Origin of the sequence: Sphingopyxis italica (genome assembly GCF_011926545.1) — a bacterium.
GTDB classification, from domain to species: Bacteria; Pseudomonadota; Alphaproteobacteria; order Sphingomonadales; family Sphingomonadaceae; genus Sphingopyxis; species Sphingopyxis italica.
On record NZ_JAATIT010000001.1, the window covers coordinates 628,705 to 642,153 of the forward strand.

Annotated in this window: 10 protein-coding genes; 3 read left to right on the top strand and 7 right to left on the bottom strand. The window is 68.1% G+C overall.

Annotated features, from left to right (window positions below):
- Nucleotides 1-24: 24 nt before the first annotated feature.
- Both fdhD and mobA read left to right on the top strand, forming a co-directional pair.
- A complete protein-coding gene (fdhD, locus tag GGR90_RS02675) occupies nucleotides 25-816 on the top strand; it encodes a formate dehydrogenase accessory sulfurtransferase FdhD (protein WP_245198375.1) in 792 nt (263 codons plus the stop codon).
- On the top strand, nucleotides 813-1,328 hold the full coding sequence (gene mobA / locus GGR90_RS02680; protein WP_167919233.1) for an NTP transferase domain-containing protein: 516 nt from the start codon (nucleotides 813-815) through the stop codon (nucleotides 1,326-1,328). The genes fdhD and mobA overlap by 4 nt, the downstream gene beginning before the upstream one ends.
- On the opposite strand, the gene GGR90_RS02685 is transcribed toward mobA, so the two are convergent.
- Complete coding sequence (locus GGR90_RS02685) at nucleotides 1,325-3,595, bottom strand: FdhF/YdeP family oxidoreductase (RefSeq protein ID WP_167919235.1); 2,271 nt, start codon at nucleotides 3,593-3,595, stop codon at nucleotides 1,325-1,327. The genes mobA and GGR90_RS02685 overlap by 4 nt on opposite strands.
- Before the next feature lie 30 nt (nucleotides 3,596-3,625).
- Nucleotides 3,626-5,275: a carboxylesterase/lipase family protein gene (locus tag GGR90_RS02690; protein WP_167919237.1), complete on the bottom strand. Its 1,650-nt coding sequence runs from the start codon at nucleotides 5,273-5,275 to the stop codon at nucleotides 3,626-3,628.
- 104 nt (nucleotides 5,276-5,379) lie between these two features.
- Between GGR90_RS02690 and GGR90_RS02695 the strand changes: the two genes are divergently transcribed.
- Nucleotides 5,380-6,672, top strand: a complete 1,293-nt coding sequence (locus GGR90_RS02695) for a hypothetical protein (RefSeq protein ID WP_167919239.1) — start codon at nucleotides 5,380-5,382, stop codon at nucleotides 6,670-6,672.
- Nucleotides 6,673-6,735: 63 nt separating this feature from the next.
- Here GGR90_RS02695 and GGR90_RS02700 read toward each other — a convergent pair whose 3' ends face one another.
- The 5 genes from GGR90_RS02700 to GGR90_RS02720 form a co-directional block, all read right to left on the bottom strand.
- Nucleotides 6,736-8,403, bottom strand: coding sequence for an MFS transporter (locus GGR90_RS02700; protein ID WP_167919241.1), 1,668 nt, complete (start codon nucleotides 8,401-8,403; stop codon nucleotides 6,736-6,738).
- 67 nt (nucleotides 8,404-8,470) lie between these two features.
- Nucleotides 8,471-9,373, bottom strand: a complete 903-nt coding sequence (locus tag GGR90_RS02705; RefSeq protein WP_167919243.1) for an SDR family NAD(P)-dependent oxidoreductase — start codon at nucleotides 9,371-9,373, stop codon at nucleotides 8,471-8,473.
- 90 nt (nucleotides 9,374-9,463) lie between these two features.
- Entirely contained in the window at nucleotides 9,464-10,156 is a 693-nt protein-coding gene (locus GGR90_RS02710; protein WP_245198376.1) for a TetR/AcrR family transcriptional regulator, read from the bottom strand.
- Between the two features lie 56 nt (nucleotides 10,157-10,212).
- Nucleotides 10,213-11,802: an AMP-binding protein gene (locus GGR90_RS02715; protein ID WP_167919245.1), complete on the bottom strand. Its 1,590-nt coding sequence runs from the start codon at nucleotides 11,800-11,802 to the stop codon at nucleotides 10,213-10,215.
- A complete protein-coding gene (locus GGR90_RS02720; RefSeq protein WP_245198377.1) occupies nucleotides 11,799-13,445 on the bottom strand; it encodes a carboxylesterase/lipase family protein in 1,647 nt (548 codons plus the stop codon). Before GGR90_RS02720 ends, GGR90_RS02715 begins: the two co-directional genes overlap by 4 nt.
- Nucleotides 13,446-13,449: the final 4 nt, after the last annotated feature.

Here is a 13,449-nt window from a genome sequence, read left to right on the forward strand (position 1 = left end):
TACCGTGCGGGCATGAATCATGCGATGATCGACCTTCCGGTCAGGCGACTGGGGCTTGGTGAGCCCGGCGACGCGGAACTGACCCGCAGCGTTGCGGTCGAAGCGCCGGTATCGGTCGAGGTCGGCGGCATCGGCTATGCGGTGATGATGGCGACGCCCGCGGATCTCGGGGATTATGCGGTGGGTTTTGCCTTGAGCGAAGGACTGGTCGCAACGGCCGACCAGATTTCGCGCATCGACGCCCACGCCATCGAAGGCGGCTGGGCGCTGCGCATCTGGCTGCCGCCCGAACGCAACGCGGTCGCGCTCGAACGCGCGCGGAGGCGGGTGAGCGAGAGTAGCTGCGGGCTTTGCGGGATCGAGAATATCGAAGAGGTGCTGCGCCCGCTGCCGCCCGTGACCGCGCGCATCGCGACCGATCGCACCGCCATCGCGAACGCGCTGATGGCGCTGCCCGATCACCAGCCGCTCGGCCGCGCGACCGGCGCGGCCCACGCCGCCGCCTTCTGCTCGCCGGCGGGCGCGATCGAGCTGGCGCGCGAGGATGTCGGCCGGCATAACGCGCTCGACAAGCTGATCGGCGCGATGGCACGCGCGGGGATCGACCCGGCTTCCGGCTTCATCCTGCTGTCGGCGCGGTGCAGCTATGAACTGGTCGAAAAGACCGTGCGCGCCGGCTGCCCGATGCTCGTCACCATCTCGGCGCCCACCAGCCTCGCCGTCGAGCGCGCGGCGGATGCGGGGCTCACTCTCGTTGCGCTCGCGCGCACCGACGCGGCGCTGATCGTCGGCGACCCGCACGGGATGATCGCGTGAAGACGCTTGGCGCGGTGCTCGCAGGCGGACGGTCGAGCCGTTTCGGATCGGATAAGGCGCTGGCGATGCTCGGCGGGCGGACGTTGCTCGACCATGTCCTGGCGGCGCTGCGTCCGCATTGCGATACGGTGGTCATTGTCGGCAGGGACGACGTCGCCGATTGGCCGCGCCCCGACATGGGCCCGCTCGCCGGAATTGCGGGCGCGCTTGTATATGCCGCGGACAATGGCTTCGATCGAGCGCTGACGGCGCCGGTCGATTGCGTGCGCTTGCCGGATGATCTTTGCGTGCGGCTCGAACCCGCGCCTGCCTTTCTCGACACGCAGCCGGTGATCGGGCTGTGGCCCATCGCTGCGCTGCATGAACTCCGGGCGATGCTGGAGGATGGGGGCGACCTCGCGGTCAAAGCCTTCGCTCGCCGGATCGGCGCGCGCGCGGTCGAAAGCGACTTCGTGCCGCCGAACATCAACAGCGTCGCCGACCTCGACCGCTTGGCTGGCGATGCAGGTTAACGCATCGCGGCGACGCGCACCGGGATCGACTTCGCCGCCGGACAACCGCTGGTCTTGTCATAGAAGGCGAGCGGCAGCAGCGGGTTGAGCTCGGGATAATAGCCCGCGACCGAGCCGCGCGACATCGGATAGTCGATGATCGTGAGCCCCTCGACGCGGCGCGCGATGCCGTCGGTGCCGATCGTTTCGAGCGCGACCTTCACGCCCGCCTCAAGCCCGCGCGTCGCGATGTCGCCGGCATTCATAAACAGGATCATCCGGTCGTTATACACGCCGCGATAGCGGTCGTTATAGCTGTAGATCGTCGTGTTGAACTGGTCGTGCGAGCGGACGGTGGCGAGGCGCAGCATGTCGGGATCGTCGACCGGCGCGTTGACAGCGAGGCCGGGCAGCAGGAGGAAATTGGCCTTGCCGTTCGGCGTCGCCCACGCGCGGCGGCGCGGCGGGATGTCGAGATGGAAACCGAGCGGCGCCTTGATACGCTCGGCAAAGCCTACGTAGAGCGCGGGATAGACCTCGGCGATCTTGTCGCGGATCAGGTCGTAGTCGCCGATATAGCTCACCCAATCGACCTTGCTTTCGGGCAGCGTCGCCATCGCCATGCGGCAGACGATCTCGGTCTCGGTCAGCAGATGCTCGCTCGCGGGATCGAGCACCCCGCGCGAGGCGGTGACGTTCGACATCGAATCCTCGATCGTCACGAACTGCTCGCCCTTTGCCGTCTCGATGCGTTCGGAACGCGCGATGACGGGCAGGATCAGCGCGTCACGCCCATGCACCAGATGCCCGCGGTTGAGTTTGGTCGCGATGCCGACGGTGAGGTCGAGTTTTCGCATCGCGTCATAGGCGCGGTCGGTATCGGGCACCGCGCGGACGAAATTGCCGCCGAGGCCGACGAAGACCTTTGCGGTGCCCGCGAGCATCGCCTCGACCGACTCGACGGTGTGATGGCCGTGCGCGCGCGGCGGTTCGAAACCGAAGACGTCGCGGACCCTGTCGAGATAGGCCTGGCTCGGTTTTTCGTCGATCCCGACGGTGCGATCGCCCTGCACATTCGAATGGCCGCGGATCGGCGAGATGCCGGCGCCGGGCTTGCCGAAATTGCCCTTGAGGAGGAGCAGGTTCGCGATCTGCTGGACGAGGTCGGATCCCCGCTGATGCTGGGTCACGCCCATGCCGTAGCAGATGATCGTCGCGTTCGAGCGGATATAGATTTCGGCGCAGCGGCGGATCTGCGCCTCGTCGATCCCCGACGCGACGACGAGGTCGGGCCAGTGCTGCGCCTCGATATCGGCTTCTAGCGCCTCGAAACCCGAGGTATGTTCGGCGATGAAGTCGTGGTCGAGGACGGTTTCGCCCGCGGCCTCGCGTTCGAACAGTGCCTTCATCATGCCCTTGAGGAGCGCGAGGTCGCCGCCGACCTTGATATGCACGAACTCGCTGCTGATCTCGGTCGAGCCGAAGGTCGCCATCTGGACGATGTCCTGCGGCTCGGTGAATTTGATCAGCGCGCGTTCGGGCATCGGGTTGACCGCGACGATCGGCACCCCGCGCTTCCGCGCCTCGACCAGCGGCGTCATCATCCGCGGCGCGTTGGTCCCCGCATTGTGCCCGATCAGGAAGATCGCTTGCGCCTGTTCGAAATCGTCGAGGATCACCGTGCCCTTGCCGATGCCGATCGAATGCGGCAGCCCGCGGCTCGTCGGTTCGTGGCACATGTTCGAACAGTCGGGGAAATTGTTCGTCCCATATTCGCGCACGAAGATCGAATAGAGAAAAGCCGTCTCGTTCGCGGTGCGGCCCGAGGTGTAGAATTCGGCCTGGTCCGGGCTGTCGAGCGCGCGGAGGTGCCGGCCGATCAGCGCGAAGGCGTCGTCCCAGCTGACCGGCACATAATGATCGGTCGCGGCGTCGTAGCGCATCGGTTCGGTGAGCCGGCCCTGCATTTCGAGCCAATAGTCCGATCGCTCCATCAATTCGGACACGCTGTGTTCGGCGAAAAATTCACGCGTCACGCGGAATTTCGTCGCTTCGTGCGCGAGCGCCTTCGCGCCATTTTCGCAGAATTCGAGTTTCTTGGTACAAGTTGCGTCGGGAAAGGCGCAGCTCGGGCATTTGAAGCCGCCGGGCTGGTTCATCGACAGCAGCGCGCGCGATCCCTTGGTCACGACGCTCTGTTCGAGCAGCACTTTCGCGGTCGCCGCCGCGGCGCCCCAGCCACCGGCGGGGCTGTCATATGTCTTGTAACGAGGTTTCTGTTCAGCCATCGCCTCCCGAATAGAGCATATCGGCGGGGGCTAATCCATGAGTCTTTGGCGCTTGAGAGGGCTCCTGTTGGTGAACCATTGCTCGCCCGCCCTGCGGCGGCGCTGCATGATTTCCTCCTGAAATTCGAACATGCCCGGCAGCAGATCGCGTTCCGCCACGGGACGGGCGCCGAACCGCATAAAATTCTCCGCGTCGCCGTATGCCGGCCATGCCGGCGCACCGCCGGCCGAGGGGGTGCCGTTCGCGGCGAACGCCGCCCAATAGTCGATCATCTGACGCGCCAGCGCGCGATCCGCTTCGCCGGCCGGCATCGGCCAGTTCGGCATGCCGCCGAGCGGGCGCCCCGCGACCCCGAATGCGAAAGGCAGTTCGCTGGCGTGAAAGGCGCAGAGGTCCCGCTCCCGCGCCGCGGCGTAGCAATGATCGAAGAGGTAGAGATAGGCGGGCCGTCCGGCGCGCGTCTGCCCGCGCACGAGCCGCTCGGTCGCCCAGCCATAGACGGCGTCGCGCGTCGCTGCGACCAGGCTCTCTTCCACGTCGGACGAGGGATAGAGCCGCAGGAAGGCGGGTGCGAGGTCGCCGTAGCGCCGCCCGGCCTCGGCCTCATAGGGCGCTGCATCGGCGGGCGCCGGGGGAACCAGCGCGCGCTGGCTGCGCACCTCGCCGCTGTTGAAGCCCGCAAGCACGGGCACTTTCGCCTGCTCGCCGCGGTCGAAAATATCGACGAGCTGCTCGGGCACGACCGCGCCGTCGATCACCGGCTGGGCGATGAAGCGCGCGCGCATGCCGGCGGCGACAAGCGCCTTTGGATCGATGCGCCGGAGCGCCGCGAGGTCGGCCGCGCCCAGGCTGCCGGCGAGCGCGGTTCCGGTCGCCTCGGCCGATGGCATACCGAAAGCCGCGTCGCGAAGATGTGGCACGGCGCGCATGTTGGGGCTCTGGACGATCGCTTTCGCGAACAGGCCCTTCGCGCGCGGGCTGGCGAGCAGATAGGTGGTGCTGAGCGCGCCGGCCGATTCACCCATCACGGTGACATTCGCCGGATCGCCGCCGAAGGCGCCGATGTTGCGCCGCACCCATATCAGCGCCGCCATCTGATCGAGCAGGCCGTAATTGCCCGACACGCCTTCGGCCGATTCGGCGCTAAGCGCCGGATGCGCGAGCCAGCCGAGGACGCCGAGCCGGTAGTTGATCGACACGAAGATAATGCCGCGCTTCGCAAATTCGGCGCCGCCGTACATCGGGCTGGCGCTGGAGCCATATTGCAGCGCGCCGCCGTGGATCCAGACGATCACCGGCGCGCCCTCGGCGCGTTCGGGTGCCCAGATGTTGAGTGTCAGGCAATCCTCGCGCATCGGGCGTGGCGGCTCGAAATAGACGCTCGCGGCGGGATAGGAGGGCTGGACGCAATCGGGGCCGAAGCTGCGCGCTTCGCGGACGCCCTCCCATTTCGCGGGGCGCGTGGGCGGGCGCCAGCGACGTTCGCCAACGGGAGGCGCGGCATAGGGGATGCCCCGGAAGACACGCAGCCCTTCCTCCCAGACGCCGGCGACGCGGCCCTCGGCGGTCGTCGCGGCCGGCGCGTCGGCGGCGAAGCCGGGAGCGCCCGCCGCAGCCGCGACCAGACACAGGGCAAAGGCGAAGTGCCGGCGCAGGGCCGCGATGTTCTTCAGCCGCATATCTCTCCCCTTCAGCGATGCTTGCCATCGTCCGCTGCCATACTTACGCTCACACGTGAGTGAATATCAAGCGCCGGTAGCGCGCGAAATGCGGGAGAAGCAAGATGACGAAATCTACGCGGCGCGGCTTTCTGGCCGGGGCGACGGCGCTGCCACTCGCCGGCGCGGCGAACGCGCGCACCGCCGCTACCCCCGGCACCATCGCCGCCGATCTTTCGGCCTATATCGGCTTCGGCAACAAGCGGTCCGGCGGCGCCGGCGACACCGCGTGCGGCGATTGGCTGGCGGCCGAGCTCGAACGCGCGGGTTTCGCGGTCGACAAGCTGCCGATCAGCGTCCCGTGGTTCGAGCCCGGCCGGTGCGAGATCGTCGCGGGTGAAACGCGCGCGCCGCTGCACCCGCAGCCGATCGTCACCCCGACGCCGGACGGCGGCGTGACCGGACCGCTCGTCCGCATCGACGCGCAGGGCCGGGCCGACGCGCCGCTCGCGGGCGTGATCGCGCTCGTCGACCTGCCCTATGGCCGCTGGTCGTCGGCGCTCGCCAAGCCGGTCCGCGCGCCGGTCGATGCCGCGTTCGCGGGCGGCGCAAAGGCGGCGGTGATCGTCACCAACGGCCCCACCGAACAGGTGATCGCGCTCAACGCCGATGGCGGTGCGCCGATGTTCGCAGGCCCCGTCGGTCTACTCGCGCCCGCCATCGCGGCCCCCTTCCTGAGCGCCGCGATGGCGCACGCGCCGGCGCGCGTGACGCTGGCGGGCCGCGGCGGACGTCGCGCGGCGTTCAACCTGATCGGCCGGCTCGACCGCGGCAAGGGCCGGTGGATCGCGGTGTCGACGCCGCGCTCGGGCTGGTTCGGCTGCGCGGGCGAGCGCGGCGGCGGCATCGCCGCCTGGCTCGATTTCGCGCGCGCCGCGCCAACACTGCTGCCCGACCACGACCTCGCCTTCCTCTGCAACAGCGGCCATGAATATGAAAATCTGGGCGCCGAAGAGGCGCTGAAGGCGGCCGCGCCCAAACCCGCCGAGACGCATTTCTGGCTCCACCTCGGCGCTAATGTCGCGGCGCGCGACTGGCACGAGGGATTGTTCGGGCTCGCGCCGCTCGCGGGCGTGGATTCGCAGCGTTATCTCGTCGTCAGCCCGCCGCTGCTGCCCGCCGCGCGGCGGCTGTTCGCCGGACTGGCGGGACTCGAATCGCCCTATCCGAGCGACCGCTTGTCGGCGGGCGAACTCACCGCGATTATCGCCGCGGGCTATCCGTCGGTTGCCGGGGTGTTCGGGGTCCACCGCTACCACCATGTCGAGGGCGACGATGTACGCTGCGTCGACGCCGCTAGCGTCGCGGCGGCGACGGCGGCGCTGAGGCAATTGCTCGTCACCGCCGCCGCCGCGTAGAGCATGATTCATACTTGAATCGTCATCCCGGCGGAGGCCGGGATGACGAGGGAGAAGAGACGATCAGGCCTCGATGTCGCGCTTGTAGGTTTCCGGCAGGAACAGGATGCCGACCACCGCGGTCACCGCCGCGATCACGACCGCATACCAAAGTCCCTGATAGATATTACCCGTCGCCGCGACCATCGCGAAACCGATCGTCGGCATGAAGCCGCCGATCCAGCCATTGCCGATATGATAGGGCAAGGATAGCGAGCTGTAGCGGATGCGCGCCGGGAACAGCTCGACGAGCAACGCCGCGAGCGGGCCATAGACCATCGTCGCGAGGATGCCGAAGATGCAGAGGATGCCGATGACCTTGAGCTTGTTCACCTCGGCCGGGTCGGCCTTGTCGGGATAGCCCGCGGCATCGAGCCCTGCTTTCGCCGCGGCGCCGAACGCGGCGACCGCCGCGCGGCGCGCCGCGGCGTCCAGCCCCGCCGGATCTGGCACCGCGATCGTCCGCTCGCCGATGCGCACCGACGCGGTGGTCCCCGCCGGCGCCTCGACATTGGCGTAGTTGACGCCATTCTTCGCGAGATAGGATTTGGCGATGTCGCAGCTCGTCCGGTCGAACGTGTTTTTCCCGATCGGATCGAACTGGAACGAACATTCGCCGCCGTGCGCGATCACCCGCACCGGGGCGCGCTCGACCGCCGCCGCCATCGCCGGGTTCGCCGCCGCGACCAGCGCCTTGTAGGCCGGGAAATAGACGAAGATCGCGATGACGCACGCGGTCATCATAATCGGCTTGCGGCCGATCCTGTCGCTGAGCCAGCCGAAGAAGACGAAGCTCGGGATGATCAGCAAAAGCGCGGTGGCGACGAGGAAATTGGCGGTCGCGCCGTCGACCTTCGCGACCCGTTCGAGGTAGAAGAGCGGATAGAGATGCGCGGCGAAGCCGATCACCGCCTGCCCCGCGACCGCGCCGAACAGCGCGATCAGCACGATCTTCAGATTACGCCATTCGCCAAAGGCTTCCTTAAGCGGAGCCTTCGACGTCGCCCCCGCCGCCTTCATGCGCTGAAAGACCGGGCTCTCCTCGAGCTGGAGCCGGATCCACATCGTCACGCCGAGCAGCAGGATCGAGAAGATGAACGGAAGCCGCCAGCCCCATTCGTTGAAGGTCTCGGCATCCATGAAGGTGCGCAGGCCGACGACGAAGGAGGAGGCGAGGATGAGCCCGAGCATCGCCGTCGTCTGGATGAAGCTGGTATAGAAGCCGCGCTTTCCGGGCGGTGCATGTTCGGCGATATAGACCGCCGCCCCGCCATATTCACCGCCGATCGCCAGCCCCTGGAGCAGCCGCAGGATCATCAGGATGATCGGCGCCGCGATGCCGATCGTGTCGTAGCCGGGCAGGAAACCGACCGCGAAGGTCGACAGCCCCATGATCGCCATGGTGACGAGGAAGGTGTTCTTGCGCCCGACGATGTCGCCGACGCGTCCGAAGACGAGCGCCCCGAACGGGCGCACCGCGAAGCCCGCGGCAAAGGCCATCAGCGCGAGGATGAAGCCCGTGGTTTCGTTGACCCCGGCAAAGAAATGGTGCGACAGCGCCGTGGCGAGCAGCCCGTAGAGGTAGAAATCATACCATTCGAACACCGTCCCCAGCGACGAGGCGGTGATGACCAGCGCCTCATTCTGCTTCTTTTCCCCGCCGGCCGGCAAGGCTTCCGCGTCGGTAGCCATCTTCCTTCTCCCATTTGTCCCGGCAGTCGCGGCGGGTCTTTTGGCCCGTCCGCGTGCGCCCCGGGGATTATCCGTGCGCGGCGGTGATCGCCGGCGCGTCGAAACCGGCGCTCGCCAGTTCGCGCTCGGCTTGCGTGAAGCCATAGGCGGGGACGATCTCGCCGCCGCGATCCGACACGCGGTCCCATTCGGCGGCGACGCGCCCGGCCGCGCCCTCGCCCCGCCCCACATAAAGGCCTTCGGTCAGCGTCACATGCGCCGCGGCGAAATGCCCCGCCCCCGCGCACAGGATCGCGCGCGTCGGCGCATCGTCGCCGACGAGCGCGAGCAGCCCCGGGCTCACCGCGTCGGGCGCCAGATGCGCGAGCGCCGCCGCCGCCAGGACGCCGTCGGTCATTTGCGTCGCGGCGGTCGGCGCGAGGCAGTTGACGCGGACGTTGTATTTCTCGCCCTCTATGCCGAGCGTCTGCATCAGCCCGACGAGCGCCATCTTCGCCGCGCCGTAATTCGCCTGCCCGAAATTGCCGTAGAGGCCCGACGAAGAGGTCGTCATCACGATGCGGCCGAAACGGCGTTCGCGCATCTGGTCCCACACCGCCTTCGAACATACCGCGGCGCCCATCAGATGGACGTCGACGACGAGGCGGAAGTCGGCGAGGTCCATCTTGGCGAAGCTCCTGTCGCGCAGGATGCCGGCGTTGTTGATCAGGATATCGACGCCGCCCCAGGCGCTCGTCGCCGCATCGACCATCGCCGCGACCTCGGCCTCCTCGGTCACCGACGCGGCGACCGCCATCGCGACGCCGCCGGCGTTGGTGATCTCGGCCGCGACGCGCGCGGCGGCATCGCCGTCGCGATCGTTAACCACAACGCGCGCGCCGTGCCGCGCGAGCATCAGCGCATGCGAGCGGCCGAGCCCGCCGCCCGCGCCGGTCACGATCGCCACCCTGTCCTTCAGCTCGTTCGTCATTTCGCTTCCCTTTGTTTGATCATAACTCACTAGTGAGTGAATATTATTCATCGTGCGGGCGGCCGAATGCGCGCCGTCCCGCGAAGCCGTTTAGGTCCTGTCCTGTTTGCGCTGGTCGCAGATTTCCCGGAAACCCGCCGCCATGAAGCGCGCCATGCGCGCCTTGACGGCTTCATAATCGTCCGAGTGGCAAAGGCCGTGCGACAATTTGTCGATGCGCCCGGTACGCGCAAGCGTCAGCATCAGCGCGCCGGTAACGAAATGATAGCCCCAGAAAATATCGTCCTCGGCGGCGTCGGGCAGCGCCATTTTGAGTATTTCGATCAGGCGGAGCACGACGGGGTCGAAATATTTGTCCATGAACTCGGCGCCCTCGGGGCTGTTCGACGCCTGCGCGCCGAACGCGCCGTAATTCTTCCAGCCCTCGCCGCCCTGGATATAAAGGTCGAGGTCGGTGTCGAGAAAGGCGTGCAGCGCGCCTTCGACCGTCGGCTGGCCGCCCGCCGCGCGGTCATAGTCGTCGAGCGCCTGCATCCGCTTGTCGATGGTCACCACCGCGCGCCGCGCGAATACCGCGTCGAACAAGGTTCTTTTGTCGTCGAAATAATAGTTGAGCAGCGTGTGATGGACCCCGACCTGCTTCGCGACGTCCTTCAGCGTCACGCCGTGAAAGCCGTGCTTCGAAAACAGGAGTTCGGCGGTGTCGAGGATCTGCTCCATCATTTCGGCGCGCTGTTCCGCCTTCGACGGGCGCTTCACCGCACTCTTTGCCTTCGACGCCAAATTCCTGTCCTTCCGCACTCATCCGTATTTCGTCATGCCGCCGCGACGCGACGGGCCTACACCTGTCCGTAATCGGCCCGCAATTGCATTTTGTCGATCTTGCCCGTCGGCGCGAGCGGCATCGCGTCGAGCCGCACGATCGCATCGGGAATCCACCAGGAGGCGACGCGTTCGCGCAGCGGCGCAAGCAGGTCGTCGTCGCTGACCGACGCGTCGTTGGTCTCGACCAGCAGGATCGGCCGCTCGCCCCATTTGGGATCGCTGCGTCCGATCACCGCGGCGAGCGACACCTGCGGCAGCGCGCCGACCAGCGCCTCGATCTCTGCGGGGTTGATCCATTCGCCGCCCGATTTGATCAAATCCTTCGACCGTCCGGTGATCGTCAGATTGCCAGCGCGGTCGAGCCGCGCGAGGTCGCCGGTGTCGAACCAGCCCTCGGCATCGGTCGCCGGCCTATCATGCCCGAAATAGCGTTCGACGACGCTCGGCCCGCGGACGCGCAGATGCCCCTCGGCACCGCGCTGTTCGGCGAGCGCGCGCCCTTCGGCGTCCGTCAGCAGCAGGTCGACGCCGATCGCGGGTTTTCCGGACACGCCGGCGGTGCGCCCCGGATCGCCCGGGACCGCCGCGGTGCCGAGCGGCGACAGCTCCGTCATGCCCCAGCTCGTCTGCACCTCCGCGCCCAGCCGCCGCTCGATCCGCTCCATCAGCGCCGGCGGCATCGGCGCGCCGCCGACGAGGATGCGCTCGAGCGTCGGCACCTCGCCCCCCTCGCGCTCGAGATGCTCGACCAGCCCCAGCCACACGGTCGGCACGCCGACTCCCGCGGTCACCCCCTCGCCGCGGATCAGCGCCGCCAGATGCGCGCCGTCGCTGTGGCGGCCCGGCAGCACGAGCTTGCCGCCCGCCGCGGGCACCGAAAAGGGCAGCCCCCAGGCATTGGCGTGGAACATCGGCACCACGGCGAGCACCGCGTCGCGCGCACGCACGCCCATCACATCGGCCTGCAACTGGCGCATCGTGTGGAGGTAACAGCCGCGATGGGTGTAGGTGACGCCCTTCGGCGCGCCGGTGGTGCCCGAGGTGAAGCAGAGCCCCGACGGGCTGTTCTCGTCGAACTCGCCCCAAGCGACGTCGGCGGGCGCCGCCGCGAGCGCGGGTTCGAGCGCGCCGACCGCGACGCGGCCATCCGCCTCGCCCGCATCGGTTTCGGTCGCGTCGAGCAGCAATATCCGCCGCACGGTGCCGACATTGCACGTCGCCGCTTCAGCGAGCGGCAGCAGGTCGGGGCTGACGAGCAATATGCCCGCTTCCGACTGCACGAGCATCGCGCCGATCTGCGCCGCGGTCAGCCGCGGGTTCAGCGTGTGGCACACCGCGCCCATGCCGATGATCCCGTACCAGCTTTCCAGATGGCCCTGCGTGTTCCACGCGAGCGTCGCGACGCGGTGCCCCGCGCGCACGCCCATCGCATGCAGCGCGCCCGACACCGCGCGCGCGCGTTCGTAAAGCGCGGCATAACCGATCCGCGCGATGCTTCCGTCCGCCCCGGCCGATACGGTTTCGGCATCAGGGTGCCATTTGGCGGCGTGGGAGAGGAATTTGTCGAGCGTCAGGCCATAGGATTGCATCGAACCGTCGATCATTGGCACCCCGCGACCTTCGGCGGCAGCGGCGGCGAGATGACGCCGATGTTCCAGTTCCACGGAATGTCGCCCGCCGCGCGGCGGCGGCACATCACCGCCTCGTGCAGCGCCGCGGTGCCGCGGAGCAAATGGTGCCCGGCCTTCGGCGCCTCGGCGATGTGCAGGAAACCCGCATCGTCGGAATAGTCGGGCCAGTCGGGCTGGCCCTGCGCCTGCGGCCGGCCGCTGCGCGCGAAACTCGCCCAATAATCGCCCATCGCGTCGGCCAGCTTGCGCTCGGTCAGGTCGTCGGGGATTTTCGGCCACAGCGGCGGCGTCTTGCCCGCGGTGCCGAAAATATAGGGCAGTTCGGCGGCGTGGAAGGCGTGGAGCTTCCATTCATCGGTCGCCGGATAGCCATGGTCGAAATAATAGAGATAGGCGCCCTGCCCCAGCGCCGCCTGGTTCGAGACCAGCCGTTCGGATGTCCAGCCGTACATCGCGTCGCGCGTCGCCGCGAGCATGCTTTCCTCGATAGTCTTCGCCGGATAGCGCGCAAGGAAGGCATCGGCGAACTCGCCGTAATTGGTGCGGATCGCGGCTTCATAGGCGGCGGCATCGGCGGGTGGCTTGGGCAACAGAAAGCGCAGCGAACGGATTTCGCCGGCGTTGAAGCCCGCTAGGATCGGCACCGGCGCCTGTTCATTGCGGTCGAAGCTGTCGACGAGCTGGCGCGGCACGGTCTTGCCGTCGACGACGGGGAACGGGAAATAGCCCGTCGCCGGCGCCTTTTCGGCGATCTCCTTTGCGGACATCGCGCGCAGCGCCGCAAGGTCGGCGGCGCCGAGCTTCGCGGCGAGGTCGGTGCCCTGCGCCTCGGCCGGAACCATGCCGTTGAGCGGCTCGCGCAGCCCCGGTGCCGAGACCATATAGGCGCTCTGCGCGACCGCCTTGTGGAACAGCCCGCGCGCCGCGGGCGCGGTCATCAGATACATGACACTGAGCGCGCCCGCCGACTCGCCCGCGATCGTCACATTGCCCGCGCTGCCGCCGAAAGCGCCGATGTTGCGTTTGACCCATTGAAGTGCCGCGATCTGGTCGAGCAGCCCGTAATTGCCCGACACGCCGTCCGTCGACTCCGCGCTCAGCCCCGGATGCGCGAGCCAGCCGAGCGCGCCCAGCCGGTAGTTGATCGACACGACGACGATGCCGCGCTCGGCGAGCGCGCTGCCGTCGTAGATCGGATCGCCGCCCGATCCGCCGGTCAGCGCGCCGCCATGGATCCACACGAAGACCGGCGCATTCTTCGCGTCCTGCGGCGTCCAGATGTTGAGCGACAGGCAGTCCTCGCTCATCGCCGGCAGGTCCCAGGCATAGATGCTCGGGCCGCGCGGTCCGGGCTGCATGCACGCCGGACCGAAGCGGGTCGCGTCGCGCGCGCCGTCCCAGCCCGTCGCGGGCTGCGGCGGCGCCCAGCGCAGCTTGCCGACCGGCGGCGCGGCATAGGGAATGCCCTTGAAGGCGCGAATGCCCTTCGCCTCGCTGCCCTCGACCTGGCCCGCGGGCGCATCGACCACCGGCCCCGCCGCCGCTGCCGGCGCCGCGCAGAGGGCGGCGACGGCGAGCGCGACGTGCGACAGGCGGCGGATCATCGGACCGTTCATCTCC